This window comes from Klebsiella sp. K4, from assembly GCF_014596785.2.
Lineage (GTDB): Bacteria > Pseudomonadota > Gammaproteobacteria > Enterobacterales > Enterobacteriaceae > Klebsiella > Klebsiella pneumoniae.
Genome location: NZ_CP115021.1, coordinates 2579127 through 2600930 on the forward strand (window position 1 = coordinate 2579127; position 21804 = coordinate 2600930).

Below are 21804 nucleotides of genomic sequence, written 5' to 3' on the forward strand. Positions count from 1 at the left end.
GTCGGAGAAGGGGGCTCCGGCAGCATGTGTCGGAAATGAATGTCGCTTTTATGGCGTTGCTATGCGTTTACGCGGTCATAAGACAGATAATCCAGGAAGGCCTGGCTTCGTCTTCAGGTACCCCTACATTTAGTGGTGGCTACATCCAGGCGGTTTATCTATTCTGCCTGTAACCGTGAGAAGACCGGAGTCTCTCTTTGTGAACCATCTTATCATTGAAAAAATCATCATCATCATTCTTCTCGTCCTGTGGGGATTCGATACCTTCAGAACCAGGAAAAGAAAACGTTATGATCCCGCCATTGAAGCCGCTGATGCCAGCGAACGCCATCAATGGCGCTATCTGAGATGGGGGTTTCGGATCATACAGGTGGTAGCGGGAGTGTATATCGTCGTGCAGCTGATACAGGTATTACTGAGATAGAGGCCGCCGGCAGGGCGGCGGGACAGAACATCTGGCTGACCAGAATGAGGTCAGACAATAGCACTTTTCACGTCGGCAAAGGGGAATGTCAGCTCTGAGCCAGGAACGGAACTTACCCCGATGAAGTAAATCCGGATTTTTGCCGGATAAACCCCCAATAATTTACGTAGCAGGGATCCATTCAACAATAATTCTTGCCAACTCCCTGGGCCGTTCGAGCGGAATCATATGGCCGCAATCCAGAATGATTCTTAACGACGCATAAGGTATGGCTTCGACCAATTCTTCTGCCTCCTTCATCGAACGGATGGCATCATCTTCACTGGCGATAACCAGCGTTGGACAACGTATCGTTGCAGAAGGTATACCTTGCCTGGATAAGGATGATTGCGTGATGAAGGCTTCAAATCCCAGAGAGCATCCCATTTTCTGGATAGCTGAAATCATATCCTGATTTGATGTGTTTAGAGGGTGGAGTGACCGGGCAATAGCATGTCTGCTCAGCCCCTTAAAGGTTGTGGGGGACAATGACTGCACGCTTTTCCGCTTTGCTTCAGCTTCTAACGGCGTATCTTCCCGTAAGGAACTGGCAATAAGCACTAAGGACTCTACACGTTCAGGGAATTCTGCTGCCAGTTGTCGGGCAATATATCCTCCCATCGAAAAACCTATCAAAGAAAACTTCTCAGGCAGAAGAGTAATCAAATGCTGCACTACATCATGAATGGTTCGTCCTTCAGTTACAGCTGCATGATGAACAATACAGTTTGACGGGAGATATGTTTCAAATTCATGCCAAAGCATTTCATTCAGCATAAACCCAGGAATTAAAACGATTCTACGCGGCTTTAAACTCATAATTCTCGCTTAAATGCATCAGTGTATTTATTGGATAAGACAGGTTAAAAATATCTTACTAACAGCGACAATATCAAATTGCAGCCCTGGATAGGCGTTTGTCTATTTCCACAGAGTTTCTGAACGTTTCTAACGTTCTCCCAGGCTTCCTCCACCATCAACAGGCTGATCCCGAATTGAGCAAGCTCTAATGCCCAAGTCCGTGTACAACCTACCAGAGCACTTTTCCGCTTCTCGCTCATAGCGGACCTTCAAATCAGGTAGCTTGTCCGCTCTGTGCCAGGAGCGGACATTAAAATCAAAACCGATGGCAAGCTTACCGAGCATAACATTATGCTTGCGCTGCTGTGTAACGTGCTTCCAGCTTATCCAAAAAGCCAAAAAGTACTTGATTCATTTCACTGTAATCGTGCGCCCGGAGCGCTTCAGGCGTGTCAACGAAACGATATTCTGCTGCACGGCTCAGGTCTTTCTCAGAATGAGCGATCAGCCGTTCTACAACATCCAATGTGAGCTCCATGTGGCACTGGAAACCAAAGACGCGGTCTGAATAGGCAACGATCTGCCGCGGACAGCCTTCGCTGTAAGCAATAATTTTGGCCTCTGGCGTCAAACCTGGCATATCGTTATGCCAGTGACCCACTTCAAGTGTTTTCCCAAAGTGAGAGAACATCTCATCCTTCCTGCCGTCTTCTCTCAATGTGATCGGGAATTTACCAATCTCTTTTTCCGGGCTATGAGAGAACGGCGCGCCCAGCGCTTCACCAATGAGCTGTGAACCCAGGCAGATACCGATCACCGCCTTACCGGTTTTAACCGCGGAAGCAATCAGCGCCTGTTCCGCTTTAGCATTAAAGTGTGGGCACTCTTCAAGCGTGGTGTCAGGATCTTGCGGACCGCCCATAACGATAAGAAAATCGATGCCTACGGCGTCATCAGGTAGCCGATCGCCTGCATAGACGCGTGAGTAAGTTACATCATGACCCTGGTTTATTGCCCAGGTTTCATATGCGCCCGGGGCTTCAAAACTTTCATGTACGATAAAGTGTACACGCATGAGGTTAAGCTCCTGTAATATCTTTGATGATCAGGATGATAAGTCACGCACCCATTGCCTAAGGCTCTACTCCGGGTGGTTCCAGTTTCGATATGATAATGGCAGGGGCTAAATCTGAAATGCCAGGTAGTATAGATAAAACGCCAAGACATGATGAGGCCACAGGCTGGTCCAGTACTGCGATAAGCTATCAACGTGGTGAGGTAGATCCTCCCCATCATCATGTTGAGGGGCAGCTACTCTTCGCCACCAGAGGGGTTATGCTGGTGCAAACAGAGAGCGACCGTTGGGTGATCCCTCCTCAGCGGGCATTATGGCTACCGCCTCTACATATCCATAGTTATCATCTGCTTTCACAAACCGATCTCAGGGCGATCTATTTCAGCAGTAGCCTTATCGCAGAATGTACGAGCTTTACCAAGAGTCAGCAGGTACACGTGATCACGGCTACGCCGTTAGTCAAAGAGCTTATCGCTGGGCTGTTCAGTGAGGACTACGCCAGACCGAGTCAACGGAAGATAGCGTTGTTGCTTCTGGAAATTCTCAGCGAGGCTCCACCTTTAACGATGGCGCTTCCCATGCCGAATGATGAGCGATTATTCAGCGCTGCCAGATCGCTACTGGTCAATCAGCGCTGGGAAGCATCGCTGAGCGAGCTGGCTTTTATGTCGGCCATGTCGGAACGGACCTTTTCCCGATTGTTTATGAAGGATACAGGCTTTAGTTTTAGAACATGGAAGCAGAGAGCCAGAATTTGCGCTTCGTTGGATCTTCTCGCGAACGGTGTTCCAATCAAACAGGTCGCTTACCAGCTTGGTTTCTCATGCCCGGCGGCCTTTACCGCTGCTTTTCGCTGCATTTTGGGGGCAACGCCACGCGATTTTGTGCCTTAAACCGGGAAACCCTCAAAGCGGTCTTTGAGACTGTCATGGGCATATTACCAGACGCAGAAACCCTGCGAGGGTAGGTGTATCCCGCCTTTGCTGTTGAGAAAGGTAGTTTAATTTGCACCCGACACACTCTCATTGATTAAAGCACGGAGTGGAGATTACTGCGGTCCACAGTTCTGACAAACCGTGAAAGAGAAGGCCTGCATGAAGAAAAAAGGTGTCGCGATGCGTGATGAAATTACCTTATGACAGACCTTACGGTGATTTACGGCACCGGGTGGATTCCGAACGCTGTGAGCCCCTCATTGCTACGAAGCCTGATTCTGCTGTACCTCACGCCATATGATAGCCTGCGCAACAATCACATCCTGCCCATTAATGCGTCCAGGGGAGTACTCCCGGGCCCTGGACGTCCCCTGTGTAGGCTGAAGATAAATTAGCATTGCTGTTAATCGTGGGTTCTGCAGATGGGTAGAAATTGATAACTTAGGATGCAAGTTCGTCCCGCTCTTTCTGCAGTTTTCATCGAGGGGATATTCTGCGGAATAATTGTGCCCATATACAAAGATAGTTCCGAATCGTAATGAGTTAATAATCGGTACAGCAGGCGTTGCGCTCGGGCCGACAATGATCGACCACGAAAAGCAGGAAGTATTACTTTGTCAGTAATACGATATCCTCTCAGAAAAGCGATGTTTCCTTTCTGGCATATTAGCAACCCGGCGCGAACATCGTTTTCATAGATAATATATACTTCTCTCTCTGAAATATGGTCACACAACTCTTCGTCATCAACTGCTACCAAATTGCTTGCAGACAGTTCGCGAACTGTCTGCCATGTATGCTTATAGGCATCACCCAGGGCCTGACAACACCAGTCAAAATCTTCGTATGTCGCCACTTGCAAAGTAAGAGATTTATCATTGAATTCAGGGGGTTCAGAAAAATACGCGGCATATATATACTGGTCGGGAATACCCTGCAGGAAGGACTGGCCGGGTACAAGAATGCGGACATACTGAGCTCTGAGTTGTGACCATTCCTTACTAATGAGTTCTAATGCAGTATGATTTAGGTCAGAATCCATACCTACAATATCAATAAAAGGTTTGTTAATATTTCCGCCCTGATAACGGGGGCCAGTAAGAAATTGCTTTCCATCAATTTTGAGTTTTCGTTGTAAAAAATATTCCTGACATAATCCAGTTTCTCTCCAGGGAAATCGCGCCGAGAAACTTCTGTCTGTACACCTCGATTCCTGCTCTGACAACCATTGTTTTAACCATGAACGTAGAGTAACTTCAGGCACAGGTAGCCTGGCATATTGAGATAGCATGTAAGATAGCATAAAAAATATTTTGCCCTTGGATGTAAAAATGTTTTTTTAAACAAATCAGAATAGTTCTACTCTCATTTTATTACCAATTATAGCTGGCACGTCAGCTCCTTGCTCAATGCGGACCTTTAGCTCGACAGCTTGTCCGCTCCGCGCCAGAAGCGAACAGTGTTATGAGTGGCCAGTGATAAAACGTCAGCCCGTTGACCTTGCCTTACAGCACCTCAACCACTTCAAATTCTTCTGCGATCAACTCCATATCTTCAGAAAAATGACCTTCAGAGCTGAAAAATCTCTGATGCTCTTTCTTCCAGTATTCAAGGCTTAAATCGCCTTCACCTTCTTTGCGGGCGAACGCTTCAGTGACATCACAAAAACGAACCAGCTGCATCGAAATCAGTCTGATCACGCAAACTGGAACATTCTGACCATCAAGAATAATGTTATAACTCCCGATTCTCGGGGCGGATTCTTCCTGCTGGTAAGAGGCAAAAGATCCGCAAGAGGCCGTTTTGATCCCTTTTTTGATCAGGTCAGCCAGCTCGTTAGCCAGTTGCGGACTGTCACCCATTTGCCAGGCATCTGCGCCGGGATATTTCTTTTTTATTTCCTCAACCTCAACCATGAAAATTCCTTCGTTATCGTCAATGAAAAGAAAAGCTATCCCTTTTTTAACATGAGCGGTCCCAACATAATAGGCGATATCATTCTTTAGATAGTGTGGTCCGTTCTTCGCTCAAAACTGACCTTGATCGATAACTTCGGCTGGCTGGACAATGCGTCGATTCCATTCTCGATGAGCCGAATAGGCGCCATTGTCTCCCTGGGTATCGCGCTGTACTTGATTTACTCCAGCAGCAGGGCAAAAGCCGCAACGGTGGAAATCCCCCGTCGGCCAGTACCGCAGGGGAGCTGACGATTATTGCCAGCGTTTCAGCAGCAGGCTGGCGTTAACGCCGCCAAAGCCAAAACCGTTCGACAGCGCATAACGCATCTTCTGCGGGCGGGCCTGCAGCGCCACCAGGTTCATGCCTGCCGCGTCTTCATCGGGGTGATGCAGGTTCAGCGTCGGCGGCACCACCTGGTCACGCAGGGCCTGAATGGTGAAGATGGCCTCGATCCCGCCGGCCGCGCCTAACAGATGGCCGGTGGCGGATTTCGTCGAGGTAATGGCGACCGGATGCGCGCCAAACAGCGTTTTAATCGCCGCCAGCTCACCTTTATCACCGACCTGCGTCGAGGTGGCGTGGGCATTGATATGGTCAATCTCGTCGACGGTCACCCCGGCCTGGCGAATAGCGATCTCCATGGCCCGACGTGCGCCGTTCCCGTCTTCCGGGCCTGCGGTCAGGTGATAAGCATCTGCGCTGGTGCCGTAGCCCACCAGCTCGGCCAGCGGCGTGGCCCCGCGCGCCAGCGCGTGCTCCAGAGATTCGATCACAATAAGCCCGGCGCCTTCTCCCATCACAAAACCATCGCGGTCACGGTCAAAGGGGCGGGAAGCGCTTTCCGGCTGGTCGCTGTAGGCGCTGGACAGCGCCCTTGCCGCGGCAAACCCGGCCAGGCTAACGCGATGAATTGCCGCTTCCGCGCCGCCGCAGAGGGCAATATCCGCCTCGCCGCTGCGGATCATCCGCGCTGCATCGCCGATGGCCTGGGCACCCGCTGCGCAGGCGGTGACCGGCGCGCCGATGGGGCCCCGGAAGCCGTGGGCGATAGACACATGCCCGGCGGCCAGGTTGGCCAGAAAAGAGGGGATAGTGAACGGCGAGAGGCGACGCGGCCCGCGTTCATCGGTGGTATGTACCGCATTGGCGATCTCGCTGAACCCGCCGATCCCGGTGGCGATCACCGTGGCGGTGCGTTCCTGTTCGGCCTCGGATACTGGCGACCAACCGGCCTGGGCCAGCGCTTCGCGCGCGGCGACCAGCGCAAACTCGATAAAGCGATCCATCTTTTTGCGCTCTTTCGCCGGGATGGTCGCCAGCGGGTCGAAGCCGTGCAGCGGATCGCTGTCAATGGACGGCACCTGGCCGGCCACTTTGCAGGGAATATCCGCGACCAGCTGCTCGCTGAGTCGGGTGATCCCGGATTTACCTGCCAGCAGCGACTGCCAGACGTGCTGTACGCCGCAGCCCAGCGGGCTGACAATCCCCATCCCGGTGACGACAATGCGTTTAACGGAAACGCCCATAGTTAACTCTCCTGTAGTATCAGTGTGCCGGCGGCTTTATCATCAAGGGAACCAGCAGCGCGGCAAGTAAAAAACCCATCATGATGAGGTAGAACGCATCGGAAAAGGCCTGGGTTCGCGCCTCCCGCAGCGCCAGCGCGGCATCCGGTGAGATCCCCGCGTGGCGAAGTTTGCCGCGCTGCGCTGAACAAAATCCTGGCGTTATTCAGATGGCCGCCAGAACGAGGACGCTTTTCTTACTGGCCGGATTCATTGCTGGCATCTCTGTAAGGTTCCGGTTGGAATTTTTGTCCGCTATCGCCTTCGCGTTTGCGCAGCAGATATTCATGACGATATTTCATCAGCGGCGAGGCGGCGGGGCCCGGCACCATGGCGTATTTACCCGGAATAATCTCTTCCCCGGTCGCTTTATCCACCATGACTGGCTCCACGTGGCGCTGGGTTGTCATTTCCACCAGCTGCATCTGACGCCCTTCGGGGGCGAAGTGGCGATTACCCCATTCCGCCAGCGCCAGCAGCACCATGCGGAAATCGCGGCCGCGCGGCGTGAGGTGGTATTCGTAGCGCGGCGGGGTGCTGCTGTAGCACACCTTCTCCAGCAGTCCGTCATCGACCAGTTTCTTCAGGCGGCGCGACAGAATATTGGGCGCGACGTTGCTGCTTTTCTGGAACTCGTCAAAGCGGGTAAAGCCCGCGAAGGCATCGCGCAGGATCATGATGCTCCAGCTGTCGCCGATGCGGCCAAGGCTGCGGGCGATGGGGCAGGGAGCGTGGCAAAGCGGTTCATTTTTCATGGGCTGTCCAGTAACCAGGTGGCTTTTGCCAGCAAATTGACATAGTCACTATCAAAATGCAAGTTACTCTTCATGGTACCCAGAGAAGAAGCTGCTGCCGTTTCGCTACGCCGTTTCACCTTTGAATGCCGAATATTGGACAGTCGCCGCCGCCTTATATCTGCTTGACCGTAATAAGAGATAAATATCGCTGATGGCAGATGAAACATTTTAATAATGATAAAAATCGAGGTGCTGGGTAATGACCTTTATTGGGGGATACGATATAAGGTATGGCGACACTCAAATTAACATTCTCATAACTTATAAAGGTTAAATAAATGAAGCAGGTGGGTATTGTTGGTTGGCGAGGGATGGTGGGCTCAGTATTGTTGCAACGCATGATCGAAGAAAATGATTTCGACGATATTACAGCGCATTTTTTTAGCACCTCCAGTGCGGGTGCCCCGGGCCCGGTTATTAATGGTAAAAGCGACAGGCTGAAAGATGCGAATTCCCTTAGCGCACTCGCCGAAATGGATATCATCATCACCTGTCAGGGCGGGGATTATACCAAAGCCATCTATCCGGCGTTAATTAACCATGGCTGGCAAGGTTACTGGATTGATGCGGCTTCGGCGCTGCGGATGGATGAAAAAGCCTGCATTATTCTCGACCCGGTCAACCGCGAAAATATCGATCGTGCGGTAAAAGCGGGAATTAAACTGTTTGTCGGCGGCAACTGCTCCATTACGCTGAGCCTGATGGGGTTGGCCGGGCTGATAAAAGCGGATCTTATCGAATGGATGAGCGTGATGACCTATCAGTCTGCCTCCGGGGCGGGCGCCAAACAGGTGCGGGAATTAATCGCACAAAGCGCTTATATCAGTCAGCATTTATCTGCGGATGAACTGACATCATCAGGTTCCGTGCTGCCATTGGTAAATAAAGTGAGTGAGCTGATTAACAGCGCGGGCATGCCGGTGGAGAATTTTGGCGTCCCCCTCATGGGCAGCATCATTCCGTGGATCGACAGCGATCTGGGCGATGGAAACAGCCGCGAAGAATGGAAGGGCGAGGCGGAAACTAATAAAATTCTTGGCCTTGCGCCGGGTACCATCCCGGTCAATGGTTTATGCATTCGGGTCGGGGTGATCCGCTGTCACAGCGCGGCGATTACGCTGAAACTTAAACGTGAGGTCAGCGAAGCAGAATTTGCTGAGTTAGTCACCCATTCCCATCCGTGGGTAAACTATGTCCGTAATAATAAGCAAGAGAGTGTCAGTAAATTGACCCCGGCTGCTATTAGTGGTTCGCTGCAGGTAGGTATTGGCCGCTACAAGAAAATGTCGCTAAATAATGACCCAGTCTACTCGGTGTTAACGGTTGGCGATCAGCTATTGTGGGGGGCGGCGGAACCCCTGCGCCGCATGTTAAATATCCTGCTGGGCAAAATATAGTTACGGTCATCCGGGGAAAGCCCTCGCGCGCAGGCGGTTAAGACAAATGTTTAACGAAGCGTTTGCGAACGTCCTTGTAGCCGTTATTTTCATAAAATTGATGCGCTCTGATTCTTTTTTCACTACTTGAAAGCTCGATCTGAGCGCATTGTTTATCGCGGGCGAGGCGCTCTGCGGCCTGGAGAAGCTGCTGGCCTATCCCTGATCCACGTGACGATTCCTCGATGACCAGCGCGGAAATTAATGCCCATAAACGGTTCTCATGTACCGGTAAAATAAAATTGATAACGATTACGCCACACACGGCGTTTTCTGTTTCCGCCACCAGCGCACTCATCATGCTCTGCGGGGCAGTGATGCGTTGCGCTAAGATCGCCGTCTCCGTCTGATAGCCCAGCTGCAGAAATAGCGTTTGCAGCGAGGGGATATCTTCTGCTTCAGCCGCTCTGATGAACACCATGATCTTCGACTCCAAATAACATGTTACCGGACCGGAAGCGGGCCGGCGGATACCTTATTCCCCGGTCCGCTCCAGTCTATGCCACTCAGTCCATCAGACTGACCTGGGCGGCGACAATCCGCCAGCCGTAGGGGAAGCGTACCCAGGTCTGCTGCTGGCGGCCCAGGCGCGCGCTGCCTTCGCGGGTAAACTCGGTGCTGCACACCGCCATGTCCGCACCAAAGGTGGTGATGGTGGTATGGCGCAGGTCGCGGGCGAGACCGGCGGCGGGGCGGGCGGCGCGAAAGGCGCGGATCGCCTCGATGCCATACAGATTTTCGCCGGCTCCCAGCCGTACGGTGCGCGGGTCGTGCCAGAACAGCGCATCAAGCGCCTCGATGTTATTGCTGACCAGCGCCTCTTCATACTGATAAAACGCTGCCGTCACCTCGGCGAGGATCGCCGGGCGGTCTACATTATCCAGATTGATCATGCTGCACTCTCCGCCACTCGGGCATCGGTAATGCCCATCGTTTCCAGCGCCCGCGCGGCGCGAAGACAGGCTTGTTCGTTAAACGGCGCTGCTATCAGCTGCAGGCCAATCGGCTTGCCGCTGGCGGTACGCAGGGGCACGGTCACCACCGGCAGCCCGAGGAAGGAGATCGGCTGGGTCAGCATTCCCATGCTGGCGCGCACCGGCAGCGGCTGGCCGTTAATCACCATCTCCTCCGCGCCTATTGGCGTGGCGCTGCATGGGGTGGCCGGGGCGAGCAGCACGTCGGCCTGGCTGAACAGGGATTTCATTGCCTGGCGAGCATGACGGCGAAAACGCTGAGCCTGCAGATACCACGCGGAGGGGATCATCGCGCCGGCCAGCAGCCGCTCGCGGGAGTGAGGTTCAAAGCGCTCGGGCGAGTGGTGAAGATCCGCCAGGTACTGATTGCCGCCTTCGCTGGCGCTGATGATAAAGGCCGCCGAGCGGGCCAGCGCGGCATCCGCGAACTGCAGCTCGCTGTCGGCGCCCAGCGCGTGGGCGACCCGATCCACGGCCGCCCGGGCGTCGTCATCGCACCAGGTGGTGAAATAGCCGCCCAGCCGCGCGCAGCGCAGCCCCTCCAGTCCGCGTTCCAGCAGATTGCCGGTGCGCTCGCTGGCTTTATCAGCCTGAAAGTCATCGGCCGGGTCGCGCCCCTGCAGGGCGTCATACACCGCGGCGAGGTCGGTTACCCGGCGGGCAAAAGGACCAATATGATCCAGACTGGCGACAAACGGATGGCTGCCAGAGCGCGACAGGCGCCCGAAAGTGGGTTTCAGGCCAAAGATCCCGCACAGCGACGCGGGGACACGGATCGAGCCGTTGGTGTCGCTGCCGAGGCTGAAATGAACCAGCCCGGCCGCCACCGCCGCGGCCGAACCGCCGGAAGAACCGCCGGCGATCCGCGACAGATCGTGCGGGTTGCGCGTCGCGCCATAGTAGCTGTTTTCGGTGGTAAAGCCGTAGGCGTAGGCGTCCATATTGAGCATCCCGCTGAGCAGGGCGCCAGCGCTGTGCAGCTGGCGCACCGCCCAGCTGTCGCTGGCTGCCGGCGGCCGATCGCTCAGCAGTTCGGCGCCGGCGAGGGTGGTGTGCCCGGCGACATCAAACAGATTTTTCACTGCGTAAGGAATCCCTGCCAGCGGCGGCAGGGGGCGCTTTTCCCGGCGCAGGGCGTCGATGCTGTCGGCCTCCGCCAGCATGCGCTGGGCGGTGACCTCGGTCCAGGCGTTGATCTGCGGATTCACGCGGGCGATATCGTCCAGCGTCTGGCGGGCGATCTCCCGGGCGCTCAGTTCGCCTTCGTGCAGCGCACGCTGGAGATCGGCAATGGTGAAGTGTTGAAGAGTCATGCTTTATACACCCCCGCAATCTCCTCGCGCGGCCCGAGGGGATAGTCCATCAGCGGCTGCGCCATGGCGGCGATGCGGGCAAACTGGCGCTCCAGCTCCTCACGGCGCGGCGCATCCAGCTCCAGGTGCATCAGGTGAGTCATCTGTGTCAGATACTCGCTCCAGTCTGGCTGTGTGGTCATAGTCTGCTCCTTAGTATCCGGCGGCGGCGCCGTTGCTGCGTGGATCGGTCGCCCCTTCAAGCAGACCGTTGGGATGGCGGACAATGGCCCCGGCGTGGCCCATCGCTTCGCTGAAATCGGCCAGCACTTCTACGTCGTGCCCCAGCTCGCGCAGGCGCGCGATACAGGCGGGGGCAAAGCGTCCCTCCAGCTTCAGTGAATCGGAGGACTGGCCCCAGGTGCGGCCCAGCAGCCAGCGCGGACGGGAGATGCTCTCCTGCAGCGGCACCCCCTGCAGGATATAGCGGGTAAACAGCGCCGCCTGCGTTTGCGGCTGACCGTCGCCGCCCATCGAGCCATAGACCATCACCCGGCCATCGTTCAGGCGCGCGGCGGCAGGGTTGAGGGTGTGGAATGGCTGTTTGCCAGGGGCCAGCGCCAGGAGATGCTGCGGGTCGAGGCTGAAGGCCGCCCCGCGGTTTTGCCAGACGATCCCGGTGTCCGGGAGTACCACGCCGCTGCCGAACTCGTGATAGATACTCTGAATAAACGACACTGCCAGTCCGCTGTTATCCACGACGCCCATCCAGACGGTATCGCCCGGGCCTTTGCCGCCGCCCCAGGGGGAAGCGCTGGCGTCGTCGATGCTGTCGGCCAGCGGCTGCAGGGCTTCCGGGGTGAGCAACTGCTGTGCATCCACATCCAGATGGCGCGGATCGGTGATATGCGCATCGCGCAGGGCAAACGCCCGCTTGGTGGCTTCGACGATACGGTGCACCGTTTGCGCGTCGTCGGCATCGGCCATGTTCAGGCGGTCGGTGATGCCAAGGATCGCCAGCGACACCAGTCCCTGCGTGGGAGGGGCAAGATTCCACAGCGTTCCCTGCTGGTGCTGGAGCGTCAGCGGCCCCGGACGCCTGGCGCGGTGGGCCTGCAGGTCGCCGAGGGTGACAGGCATCCCCAGCGTGGCCATACCCTGCGCCAGACGCTCGGCCAGCGGCCCGCGATAAAAGCTGTCGAGACCGTCGCTGGCCAGCATGCGCAGGGTACCGGCGAGGGCGGGCTGGCGGAAGCGGCTGCCGGGCCGCGGGGCCTCGCCCGCGACCAGCCAGGTTTCGCTGAAGCCCGGCTGATGGCGCAGCTCTTCCAGTTTGCTGGCGGTGGCGTGGGCCTGCGAGGCAGTGACCGGAATGCCGTCTTCGGCATAGCCGATCGCATCGGCCAACAGGCGGGCCACCGGCAGCGCGCGGCCGGTTAAGTCCCGTGAAATACGCAGCGCCTCGTCCCAGCCGCTGACGGTGCCGGCGACGGTCAGCGCGGCCTGCGGTCCCCGGTGGGGAATATGCTGCTGTCCGGCGTAGGCCTCGAGGGTCGCAAGCGATCCGGCGGCCCCGCTGGCGTCAATGGCGATGGGGTCTCCCTCAGGCGGCACGATCAGCCAGAAGCCATCGCCGCCGAGGCCATTCATATGGGGATAGACGACGGCGATGGCCGCCGCGGCAGCCACCATCGCTTCAATGGCGCTGCCGCCCTCGCGCAGGATCGCCAGCGCGCTCTGACTGGCGAGGTGGTGGGGGGCCACCGCCATGCCGTGGGTCGAAACGTTGCTACTGTGCATAAATTATCCTTTCTGAACGAATCACCCGCAGAACACTGCAAAAGCTGTTCCATCTCTGAACGTTTCGTTTCATTGATAAAAACGATGACCAGAATTTTCCCACTGGCACGCTATGTGTAAGGCATAGCAGATACAGTATGATGAGGAATGGATGATGAAACGAAAGTTACAGGGGCGCTATGCAACAACTCGATGAACGACTGAAAGGGCAATACGCCTCGCTGTCGCCGCAGGAGCAGCGGGTGGCGGATTTCATCTTTGACCACTTTGACGACCTGATAAGCTACAACAGCGCCGAGCTGGCGCAGCTGAGCGGCGTGTCGAAAGCCACCGTCAGCCGGCTGTTTAAGCGCCTCGGTTACGACAAATATAAAGATATGCGCGATGAACTGCGCACTCTGCGTCAGAGCGGGATGCCGCTCACCGACCAGCGCGACGCGGTGCAGGGTAACACGCTGCTGGCGCGCCATTATAAGCAGGAGATGGCAAACCTCACCCAGTGGGTCAACGCCCTCGACGCCCGCCAGTTCGCTGAGGCGCTGACGGCGATGGTGGCCGCCCGCCGCATTGTGGTGATTGGCATGCGCAACGCCTATCCGGCGGCGCTGCATCTGCGCCAGCAGCTGCTGCAGGCCCGCGGCCAGGTGCTGGTGCTGCCCCAGCCGGGTCAGAGTCTCAGCGAAGAGCTGGTCGATCTGACCGCCGATGATCTGGTGGTAATGATGGCGTTTCGCCGCCGGCCGCGAATAGTACGCCCGCTGCTGCAGCAGCTCCAGCGCGACGGGGTGCCGGTCCTGTTAATGTGCGAGCCGCAGGCCCACAGCCTGTTTCCGCTCTCCCGCTGGCAGCTCTGCGCGCCGCTGGACAGCGTCTCCGCCTACGATAGCTATGCCTCGGTCAACAGCCTGATCAATCTGCTGGCCAATGCCTTTCTCCATGAAACGCTCGACAGCGGTCGTCCGCGCATCCACGATATCGCCACGCTTTACCAGCAGCTGGACGAGCTGGAACAACGCTGATGGGGCGCCAGCGTGGTGCTGTGCATTATTATGGTGCAATAAAAACCACGTCATGGCGCCGCCGCTCTCTGAGGACTTTTCCGTTAGCGCTTGTCCTTTCTCACTTTTTGTTTTAATTCCTCGCCAACCCTCGCCTCGTCCGTATCTGGCACATTAGTTGCAAAAACAGATTCAAAGAATCTTTTGTTTCATGCTAACGTAACGGGTAAACATCATGAAGAAACTGTTGATCGCGCTGGCCGGGGCCGCTTGTCTCCTATCGTCTGTTTCTGCCGCGCAGGCTGACCAGCTCCAGGATATTGAAAAACGCGGCGTCATCCGCATTGCCGTACCCCAGGACTTTCCACCGTTCGGCTCGGTGGGTACCGACCTGCAGCCGCAGGGGTATGACATCGATATGGCGCGCTATCTGGCGAAATCGATGAAGCTCAAGCTGCAGCTGGTCCCGGTGACCAGCGCCAACCGCGTGCCGTATCTGCAGACCGATAAGGTGGACCTGGTGATCTCCAGCCTCGGCAAGAACGCCGAGCGCGAGAAGGTGATCGACTTCAGCCGCGCCTACGCCCCGTTCTTCCTCGGGGTGTTTGGCCCGAAAGGGGCGGAGCTGAAGGACGCGGCCGCGCTGAGCGGCAAAAGCATCGGCGTGACCCGTGGGGCGGTGGAAGATATGGTGCTGACCAGCGTGGCGCCGCAGGCGGCGCAGATTAAGCGCTACGAGGACAATAACACTACGCTGTCGGCTTACCTGTCCGGTCAGGTGCAGTATGTCGCCACCGGAAACCTTGTGGTGGCGGCTATCTCCCGGCAGAACGCCGACAAAGCGCCGGTCCCGAGCTTTATGCTGAAGGACTCGCCGTGCTTTATCGGTCTGAAAAAGAACGAACCGGCGCTGAAGGCGAAAGTGGATACCCTCATCGAGCAGGGCATTAAGGACGGCACCCTCAACGGTCTGTCTGAGAAGTGGCTGAAAGCGCCACTGCCTGCCAGCCTCGGCGCGTAAGGTCTGGGGATGACGGAGCAACTTCATTTCTCTGAGCTCTGGCCGCACTGGCCGGAGCTGCTGGCCGGCCTGTGGGTGACGGTGCAGTTGACGGTGCTGGCGACGATCGGCGGACTGGCGATCGGCATCCTTGGGGCGGCGATCCGCAGCGGTCGCCCGGGAATGCTCAGCCGGGTATGGGGCGGATATGTGGAAATCATCCGTAATACGCCGTTTGTGGTGCAGCTCTTTTTTATCGTCTTTGGTTTACCGAACCTCGGACTGAAGATGACCGCCGGTGAAGCGGCGCTGCTGGCGATGGTGGTCAACCTCGGCGCATATAGCACCGAGATCGTCCGCGCCGGCATCCAGGTGACGCCGAAGGGCCAGTGGGAAGCCGGTCGCGTGCTCGGGCTTAGCCGGACGCAAACCTTCGTTCGCGTCGTACTGCCCCCGGCGCTGCAGCGGATTTATCCGGCGCTGGTCAGCCAGTGCATCATTGTGATGCTCGGCTCGTCAGTGGTGTCGCAGGTCTCCTATGAGGAGCTGACCTTCGCCGCCAACCTGATCCAGTCGCGGACATTTTTGAGCTTTGAGGTCTATCTGGTAACCACCGGGATCTACTTAGCGTTATCGATAGCGATGCGCCAGCTGCTGATGGCGGCGGGGCGTAAATGGCTGGGGGTACAGGCCTGATGACCATTTTTACTGACTGGGACATTATCCGCAACCTGCTGCTGGCCGGTCGCTGGACGGTGCTGCTGTCGCTGGTCGCGTTCACCGGCGGGGCGCTGGTGACCTTACCGTTACTGCTGCTGCGCCTCACCGGCGGACGCCAGGTGAAACGGCTGATCCGCGGGTATATTGAGCTGTTCCAGGGCACGCCGCTGCTGATGCAGCTGTTTCTGGCATTCTTTGGCGTGGCGCTGTTCGGCGTTGACGTCTCGGCGTGGACCGCCGCCTCGGTCGCCCTGACGCTCTACACCAGCGCCTTTCTGCTGGATATCTGGTTCGGCAGCATTCGCGCGCTGCCGAAAGGCCAGTGGGAGGCCTCGCGGTGTCTCGGGCTGAGCTTCGGCCAGACCCTGTACCGGGTGGTGGCGCCGCAAGCGCTGCGCATTGCCATCGCGCCGACCGTCGGGTTCGCCGTACAGGTGATCAAAGGCACGGCGCTGGCATCGATTATCGGCTTTGTGGAGCTGACCAAGGCAGGGACGATGCTGACCAACGTCACTTATCAGCCGTTTAAAGTGTTTGCCCTTGTGGCGCTGGGCTATTTCATTCTGTGCTATCCGCTGTCCCGCTACAGCCGCTATCTGGAGAACAAATTCAATGCCTCTCATCACCATTAATCAGATGCAGAAGTACTACGGCGACAACCATGTGCTGAAGGGCGTCGATCTGGATATCGACATGGGGGAAGTGATCTCGATCATCGGCCGCAGCGGCTCGGGTAAAAGCACCCTGCTGCGCTGTATCAATGGTCTGGAGGGCTACCAGGAGGGAAGCATCAAGCTCGGGGGCATGACCATCACCAACCGCGATTCCCAGGCCCGGGAGATCAGCCGCTCCATCGGCATGGTGTTCCAGAACTTTAATCTCTTTCCGCACATGACGGCGCTGGAGAACGTCATGCTGGCCCCGCGGCGGGTGCTGAAGAAGTCCCAGGCAGAATGCCGGGAGCTGGCGCAGCGGATGCTGGAGAAGGTCGGGCTCGGCGACCGTCTGGATTACTACCCGGCCAACCTCTCCGGCGGCCAACAGCAGCGCGTGGCCATTGCCCGGGCGCTGGCCATGTCGCCGAAAGTTTTACTCTGTGACGAAATCACCTCGGCGCTCGACCCGGAACTGGTGGGTGAAGTGCTGAAGGTGCTGGAGCAACTGGCGGCGGAAGGTATGACGCTGATCCTCGTCACCCATGAAATGAATTTTGCCCGCGAAGTGGGCGACCGCGTGGTGTTTATGCATCAGGGACGCGTCTGGGAGCAGGGCGACAGCAAAACGCTGTTCGCCAGCCCGCAGACCAGCGAACTGAAACAGTTTATCTCCTCGGTGCGCGGTCTTAACTAACGTAAGGAATGGCAGATGGATATCACTCAGTTTTCGCAAATTAACCCGCCGCAGCGCCTGCTGATGGGGCCGGGGCCGATCAATGCCGACCCGCGCGTGCTGCGCGCCATGTCGAGCCAGCTGGTTGGCCAGTACGATCCGGCGATGACCCACTACATGAATGAAGTCATGGCGCTCTACCGCGGCGTGTTTCGCACCGAAAATCGCTGGACGATGTTGGTCGACGGCACCTCGCGCGCCGGGATCGAAGCGATTCTGGTGTCGGCGATCCGTCCCGGTGACAAGGTGCTGGTGCCGGTGTTCGGCCGGTTTGGTCATCTGCTGTGCGAGATCGCGCGTCGCTGTCGGGCAGAAGTGCACACCATCGAGGTGCCGTGGGGCGAGGTCTTTAAACCGGATCAGGTTGAGGATGCGATCAAGCGCGTGCGGCCGCGCCTGCTGCTCACCGTGCAGGGCGATACCTCCACCACCATGCTGCAGCCGCTGGCGGAGCTGGGAGAGATTTGCCGTCGTCACGATGTGCTGTTCTATACCGACGCCACCGCGTCGCTCGGCGGTAACCCGCTGGAAACCGACGCCTGGCAGCTGGACGCCGTGTCCGCCGGGATGCAGAAGTGCCTGGGCGGTCCTTCCGGCACCTCGCCCATCACCCTCAGCCCGCGGATGGAAGAGGTCATCCGCCGCCGCCGCTGCATTGAGCAGGGGATCCGCACCGATGCCCATCACGACGGTGTCGACGAGATGATCTACTCCAACTATTTCGATCTCGGCATGGTGATGGATTACTGGGGGCCGGAGCGCCTTAACCACCATACCGAAGCGACCTCGGCGCTGTTCGCCGCCCGGGAGTGCGCGCGCCTGATCCTCCAGGAGGGACTCGACAACGGCATCGCCCGCCATAAACTGCACGGCGATGCGCTGCTGAAGGGCATCCAGGCGATGGGGCTCGAGACCTTTGGCGACCTGCGGCACAAAATGAATAACGTGCTGGGGGTGGTGATCCCCAACGGGGTCAACGGCGATCAGGTACGCAAACTGATGCTGGAAGATTTCGGCATTGAAATTGGCACCTCGTTTGGTCCGCTGCACGGTAAAGTCTGGCGCATTGGCACCATGGGCTATAACGCGCGTAAAGACTGCGTGATGCAGACGCTCAGCGCGCTGGAAGCGGTCCTGAACTACCTCAGGTTCACCACCACTCAGGGCGCGGCGATGCAGGCGGCCTGGGATCACTACCGCACCGAGGCCACCCTATGAGTGACACCGTCCGCCAGCTGGCGGAGAGAGAGGCGGCGGCCAGCCGGGTGATGGCGCGCGCCGATCGGCTGGCCGCCCTCAGCGAAACCGCCGACGCCCTGACCCGGGTCTATCTGTCGCCGGAACATCTGCAGGCCAACCAGCTGGTGGGCCAGTGGATGCAGGCCGCCGGCATGATGGTATGGCAGGACAGCGTCGGTAATATCTGCGGTCGCTATGAAGGCGTGCAGGAGGGCGCGCCGGCGGTGCTGCTGGGCTCTCATCTCGACACCGTGCGCAACGCCGGGCGCTACGACGGCATGCTCGGCGTGCTGGCGGCGATTGAGGTGGTCCAGCGTCTGCACCAGCAGGGGCGACGGCTGGCGAAGGCAATCGAGATCGTCGGCTTTGGCGATGAAGAGGGCACCCGCTTTGGCATCACCCTGCTCGGCAGTCGCGGCGTCACCGGCACCTGGCCTGAAAGCTGGCTGTCACAGTGCGATACCGACGGGGTGAGCGTCGCCCAGGCGCTGGTGAATGCCGGACTCGATCCGGCGCGGATCGCCCACGCGGCCCGTCACCCGCGGGATATCGCCGCCTATCTGGAACTGCATATCGAGCAGGGGCCGTGCCTGGAGCAGGCGGGGCTGGCGCTCGGCGTGGTGGAGGCGATTAACGGCGCCAGACGGCTGAACTGCCGTTTTACCGGCGAAGCTGGCCATGCCGGCACGGTGCCGATGCTCCATCGCAAGGACGCCCTCGCCGCGGCGGCGGAATGGATGATGCAGGTGGAAAACCTGACCCGGCAGCACGGCGGTAACCTGGTGGCGACGGTCGGCACCCTGCGCTGTGCGCCGGGCGCGGTAAACGTGATACCGGGCGAGGTGCAGCTGACGCTGGATATTCGCGGCCCGCAGGATGCGCCGCTGACGGCGCTGCTGGAGGAACTGCTGGGGCAGGCGCAGGCCATTGCCGGGCGCCGCCAGCTGAGTTTCGCCGCCGAGGAGTATTATCGCATCGCCGCCACCGCCTGCGACAGTCACCTGCAGGCGGTGCTGAGCGAGGCGGTGGTGGCGGTGCAGGGGCGTTCCCTGACGCTGCCGAGCGGCGCAGGGCATGATGCTATCGCCATCGCCGAGCGCTGGCCATCGGCGATGCTGTTTGTGCGTTGCCTGGGGGGCGTCAGCCATCACCCGGCGGAGTCGGTCACCGCCGCCGACGTCGGGCTGGCTATCGACGCTTTCTCCCGGGCGGTAGAGAAGGTGGCCGACGCCTGATCGCGCCGGTCACCGTGCCCCGGCTGGCGGCTTTACACCGCCAGCTGGTTGACCACCTCGGCGACGGAGGTGATGGCATGGATGTTGCCGATCCCCGCGCCCACCGAGATATATCCCTCATCGGTATTCCCCTCCAGCATGCCCAGCCGCATCCCGCGCAGACCACCCATCGCCTGGGCCAGCTCGGTCCTGGAGGCGCCGGCCCGGTCCATGGCCACCAGTGTGTCGCTCAGTTTGCCGGGCAGCGCGCGGTAGTAGTCCGGCAGAGTACGGAACAGGCGCAGATCCAGACCGTTGGCGGCCACAATTTTCGCTTTCACCGAGTCGGGAACCCGGCTTTCGATGGTGCTGATAAATACCGAACCGGCGAAGACGCCCTCCGCCCCCAGGGCATGAACGGCGCGCGCGCCCCGGGCGTCGGTGATCCCTCCGGCGGCCATCACCGGAACCCGCTGTACCGCGTCAACGATCAGCGGGACGATGGTGAAGGTCCCGAGGGCGGTACCCGGCAGCGTGCCGCCTTCGTCAAAGCCGGTGGCGACAATAATATCCGCTCCGGCCTGCTCCGCGCGGCGGCTGTTCTCCGGCGTCGGGTTGATGTCACGATAGATAATGGTGATCCCGGCGGCTTTCAGTTCGTCGAACAGCGCCGGTTTTAACGAACCGTCGCCGTAGCCGGTGTAGACCACCACCTTAACCCCTTCCTCTTTGATCACCGGGAGGATCGCCGGCGTCCAGATGTCATTTTCCGCCGTCGGGATCAGGTTGACGCCAAAGGGTTTCTCCGTCAGCTGTTTGGTTTTGCGGATCTCTTCGCGCATTTTCTCGGCGGTGGCCTCCGGGGTGGAGACGGCGGTTGCCGCCGTCAGTCCGGCGTTCGGGCCCAGCACGCCAAGCCCACCGGCGTTGCCGACGGCCGCCACCAGACGAGCATCGGTTAGCCAGGAGAGGGGCCCCTGGACCACCGGTTTTTCAATACCCAGAATGCGGGCGACGCGGTTAGGTTGCATGCTATTTTTCCTTGTATGTTAATAAGTTATAAATTTGTTCGCCCCAGCGATGCGGCAATGAGGGCAGTGTAGGCGTCTTTATTGTTTTAAAAAATGAGCAAAAACTTTCATCACTATTATTAAATTAGTAATAATGTGAACTGATGAAGAGGTGGTAGGCGGGCCATCATGCAAATGAATCTGTTTGAAAATATTAAAATTTTTATTGAAATCGTCGATGCCGGCAGCTTTGCCCAGGCGGCGGAAAATTTGCAGATCCACCGACCGGCGGTGACCAAAGCACTGCAGCAGCTGGAGCAGGAGAGCGGGGTCCGGCTGCTGCAGCGCACCACCCGGCGTCTGTATCTTACGCCGGAGGGGGAAGAGTTTTATCGTCGCAGCAAACCGTTGCTCTCCCAGGCCGACGATCTGCTGGAGTCGTTCGCGCCGGACCGGCCGATCCGCGGTCAGCTGCGCGTTGATATGCCGATCGCCTTTGCCCGGCTGCTGGTGATCCCGCATCTGCCGGATTTTTATCAGGCCCATCCGGAGGTGGAGATTGTCCTCAGCAGCTCCGACGTACGCCGGGATATGCTGCGCGATGGTCTGGATTGCCTGCTGCGGGTGGGGGATCTTGAGGATGGCGACTATGTGGCGCGTTCACTGGGGGAGGTGGCGTTAACCACCTGCGCCAGTCCGGGCTATCTGGCGCGCTATGGGGCGCCCGCGACGCTGGAGGACCTGCAGTCGCATCTGGCGGTGAACTGGGTGAACAGCAGCAGCCGGCAGATTATGCCCTGGCGATTCCAGACCCCGGAGGGCATCAGGCAGATCGCCATTCCCGGTAAACTGGTGCTGGACAACTCTGAAGTCTTTACTGCTGCCGGGCTGGCGGGGCTGGGGATGCTGCAGGGGATGCGTTTCTTTTTGCAACCTTATATCGACAGCGGGCAACTGGTGGAAGTTTTGCCGGACTTTCCGGCGCCGCGTCGACCGTTGTCGCTGCTCTATCCGCACCGGCATCTCTCGCATAAGGTTCGGGTCTTTGCCGACTGGCTGCAGGGGCTGGTGGCGACCCTGGACTGACAATCGGCGCTGTCGCCTTGACTCTATCGGCTGAGCGTTTATATATAAAAT

The 21804-nt window shown here is 58.2% G+C and carries 24 protein-coding genes and 2 pseudogenes; 12 read left to right on the top strand and 14 right to left on the bottom strand.

Annotated elements, in window-relative coordinates:
• The first annotated feature begins 199 nt into the window (after positions 1 to 199).
• The gene (locus IB144_RS12840; protein ID WP_004184142.1) at positions 200 to 424 is read left to right on the top strand and encodes a hypothetical protein; all 225 of its coding nucleotides are present in this window, start codon (positions 200 to 202) and stop codon (positions 422 to 424) included.
• 162 nt (positions 425 to 586) lie between these two features.
• Here the strand turns inward: IB144_RS12840 and IB144_RS12845 are convergent, their stop codons facing one another.
• Positions 587 to 1282 (bottom strand): alpha/beta hydrolase, encoded by a 696-nt coding sequence (locus tag IB144_RS12845; protein WP_040216031.1) that lies wholly within the window; start codon positions 1280 to 1282, stop codon positions 587 to 589.
• A gap of 331 nt (positions 1283 to 1613) precedes the next feature.
• Entirely contained in the window at positions 1614 to 2339 is a 726-nt protein-coding gene (locus IB144_RS12850; protein ID WP_134894701.1) for a type 1 glutamine amidotransferase, read from the bottom strand.
• Between the two features lie 92 nt (positions 2340 to 2431).
• Between IB144_RS12850 and IB144_RS12855 the strand changes: the two genes are divergently transcribed.
• A complete protein-coding gene (locus IB144_RS12855; RefSeq protein ID WP_170919969.1) occupies positions 2432 to 3232 on the top strand; it encodes a helix-turn-helix transcriptional regulator in 801 nt (266 codons plus the stop codon).
• A gap of 445 nt (positions 3233 to 3677) precedes the next feature.
• Here the strand turns inward: IB144_RS12855 and IB144_RS12860 are convergent, their stop codons facing one another.
• Together IB144_RS12860 and IB144_RS12865 are read right to left on the bottom strand one after the other, a co-directional pair.
• Positions 3678 to 4577, bottom strand: coding sequence for a hypothetical protein (locus IB144_RS12860; protein WP_071579638.1), 900 nt, complete (start codon positions 4575 to 4577; stop codon positions 3678 to 3680).
• Positions 4578 to 4779: 202 nt separating this feature from the next.
• Entirely contained in the window at positions 4780 to 5136 is a 357-nt protein-coding gene (locus IB144_RS12865) for an ASCH domain-containing protein (RefSeq protein ID WP_072143287.1), read from the bottom strand.
• A gap of 153 nt (positions 5137 to 5289) precedes the next feature.
• Here IB144_RS12865 and IB144_RS12870 point away from each other — a divergent pair.
• Positions 5290 to 5481: pseudogene (locus tag IB144_RS12870) on the top strand (hypothetical protein); the annotation flags it as partial.
• A 3-nt stretch (positions 5482 to 5484) separates the two neighbouring features.
• Here the strand turns inward: IB144_RS12870 and fabF are convergent.
• The 4 genes and pseudogenes from fabF to IB144_RS12890 all read right to left on the bottom strand — a co-directional run bounded on the left by fabF (position 5485) and on the right by IB144_RS12890 (position 7672).
• Positions 5485 to 6759 carry a beta-ketoacyl-ACP synthase II gene (gene fabF, locus IB144_RS12875; RefSeq protein ID WP_040216025.1) on the bottom strand — a complete coding sequence of 425 codons (1275 nt, stop codon included), beginning with the start codon at positions 6757 to 6759 and terminating at the stop codon, positions 5485 to 5487.
• 19 nt (positions 6760 to 6778) lie between these two features.
• A pseudogene (locus tag IB144_RS12880) lies at positions 6779 to 6954 on the bottom strand (EmrB/QacA family drug resistance transporter); the annotation flags it as partial.
• 41 nt (positions 6955 to 6995) lie between these two features.
• Positions 6996 to 7553 (bottom strand): helix-turn-helix domain-containing protein, encoded by a 558-nt coding sequence (locus tag IB144_RS12885; RefSeq protein ID WP_065888680.1) that lies wholly within the window; start codon positions 7551 to 7553, stop codon positions 6996 to 6998.
• Entirely contained in the window at positions 7550 to 7672 is a 123-nt protein-coding gene (locus IB144_RS12890) for a hypothetical protein (RefSeq protein WP_032435291.1), read from the bottom strand. The genes IB144_RS12885 and IB144_RS12890 overlap by 4 nt, the downstream gene beginning before the upstream one ends.
• 201 nt (positions 7673 to 7873) lie before the next feature.
• Between IB144_RS12890 and asd the strand changes: the two genes are divergently transcribed.
• Positions 7874 to 8992, top strand: a complete 1119-nt coding sequence (asd, locus tag IB144_RS12895) for an aspartate-semialdehyde dehydrogenase (RefSeq protein WP_004224920.1) — start codon at positions 7874 to 7876, stop codon at positions 8990 to 8992.
• Positions 8993 to 9029: 37 nt separating this feature from the next.
• On the opposite strand, the gene IB144_RS12900 is transcribed toward asd, so the two are convergent.
• The 5 genes from IB144_RS12900 to hpxW form a co-directional block, all read right to left on the bottom strand.
• Positions 9030 to 9452 carry a GNAT family N-acetyltransferase gene (locus tag IB144_RS12900; RefSeq protein ID WP_149358923.1) on the bottom strand — a complete coding sequence of 141 codons (423 nt, stop codon included), beginning with the start codon at positions 9450 to 9452 and terminating at the stop codon, positions 9030 to 9032.
• Positions 9453 to 9537: 85 nt separating this feature from the next.
• Positions 9538 to 9924, bottom strand: coding sequence for an oxalurate catabolism protein HpxZ (gene hpxZ / locus IB144_RS12905; protein ID WP_002905421.1), 387 nt, complete (start codon positions 9922 to 9924; stop codon positions 9538 to 9540).
• The gene (locus tag IB144_RS12910; protein ID WP_040216020.1) at positions 9921 to 11318 is read right to left on the bottom strand and encodes an AtzE family amidohydrolase; all 1398 of its coding nucleotides are present in this window, start codon (positions 11316 to 11318) and stop codon (positions 9921 to 9923) included. Before IB144_RS12910 ends, hpxZ begins: the two co-directional genes overlap by 4 nt.
• Positions 11315 to 11500 (bottom strand): oxalurate catabolism protein HpxX, encoded by a 186-nt coding sequence (gene hpxX, locus IB144_RS12915; RefSeq protein ID WP_023313208.1) that lies wholly within the window; start codon positions 11498 to 11500, stop codon positions 11315 to 11317. Before hpxX ends, IB144_RS12910 begins: the two co-directional genes overlap by 4 nt.
• Positions 11501 to 11510: 10 nt before the next feature.
• Positions 11511 to 13097: an oxamate amidohydrolase gene (hpxW, locus tag IB144_RS12920; protein WP_149358924.1), complete on the bottom strand. Its 1587-nt coding sequence runs from the start codon at positions 13095 to 13097 to the stop codon at positions 11511 to 11513.
• A gap of 179 nt (positions 13098 to 13276) precedes the next feature.
• Here hpxW and hpxU point away from each other — a divergent pair, with 179 nt between their 5' ends.
• The 7 genes from hpxU (at position 13277) to hpxK (ending at position 19678) form a co-directional block, all read left to right on the top strand.
• Positions 13277 to 14116: a MurR/RpiR family transcriptional regulator HpxU gene (hpxU, locus tag IB144_RS12925; protein ID WP_004176115.1), complete on the top strand. Its 840-nt coding sequence runs from the start codon at positions 13277 to 13279 to the stop codon at positions 14114 to 14116.
• Positions 14117 to 14330: 214 nt separating this feature from the next.
• Positions 14331 to 15116, top strand: coding sequence for a transporter substrate-binding domain-containing protein (locus IB144_RS12930; RefSeq protein WP_004143665.1), 786 nt, complete (start codon positions 14331 to 14333; stop codon positions 15114 to 15116).
• A 9-nt stretch (positions 15117 to 15125) separates the two neighbouring features.
• Complete coding sequence (locus IB144_RS12935; RefSeq protein WP_004176117.1) at positions 15126 to 15791, top strand: amino acid ABC transporter permease; 666 nt, start codon at positions 15126 to 15128, stop codon at positions 15789 to 15791.
• Positions 15791 to 16447: an amino acid ABC transporter permease gene (locus tag IB144_RS12940; protein WP_032446062.1), complete on the top strand. Its 657-nt coding sequence runs from the start codon at positions 15791 to 15793 to the stop codon at positions 16445 to 16447. Before IB144_RS12935 ends, IB144_RS12940 begins: the two co-directional genes overlap by 1 nt.
• Positions 16428 to 17165: an amino acid ABC transporter ATP-binding protein gene (locus tag IB144_RS12945; RefSeq protein WP_004143660.1), complete on the top strand. Its 738-nt coding sequence runs from the start codon at positions 16428 to 16430 to the stop codon at positions 17163 to 17165. The genes IB144_RS12940 and IB144_RS12945 overlap by 20 nt, the downstream gene beginning before the upstream one ends.
• 15 nt (positions 17166 to 17180) lie before the next feature.
• The gene (locus tag IB144_RS12950) at positions 17181 to 18422 is read left to right on the top strand and encodes an alanine--glyoxylate aminotransferase family protein (RefSeq protein WP_004190015.1); all 1242 of its coding nucleotides are present in this window, start codon (positions 17181 to 17183) and stop codon (positions 18420 to 18422) included.
• A complete protein-coding gene (gene hpxK / locus IB144_RS12955; protein ID WP_065888681.1) occupies positions 18419 to 19678 on the top strand; it encodes an allantoate amidohydrolase in 1260 nt (419 codons plus the stop codon). Before IB144_RS12950 ends, hpxK begins: the two co-directional genes overlap by 4 nt.
• A 32-nt stretch (positions 19679 to 19710) precedes the next feature.
• Here hpxK and IB144_RS12960 read toward each other — a convergent pair whose 3' ends face one another.
• Positions 19711 to 20688, bottom strand: coding sequence for a nitronate monooxygenase (locus IB144_RS12960; RefSeq protein WP_004179941.1), 978 nt, complete (start codon positions 20686 to 20688; stop codon positions 19711 to 19713).
• Positions 20689 to 20862: 174 nt separating this feature from the next.
• Between IB144_RS12960 and IB144_RS12965 the strand changes: the two genes are divergently transcribed.
• Complete coding sequence (locus tag IB144_RS12965; protein WP_004218747.1) at positions 20863 to 21753, top strand: LysR family transcriptional regulator; 891 nt, start codon at positions 20863 to 20865, stop codon at positions 21751 to 21753.
• The last annotated feature ends 51 nt before the right edge of the window (positions 21754 to 21804 follow it).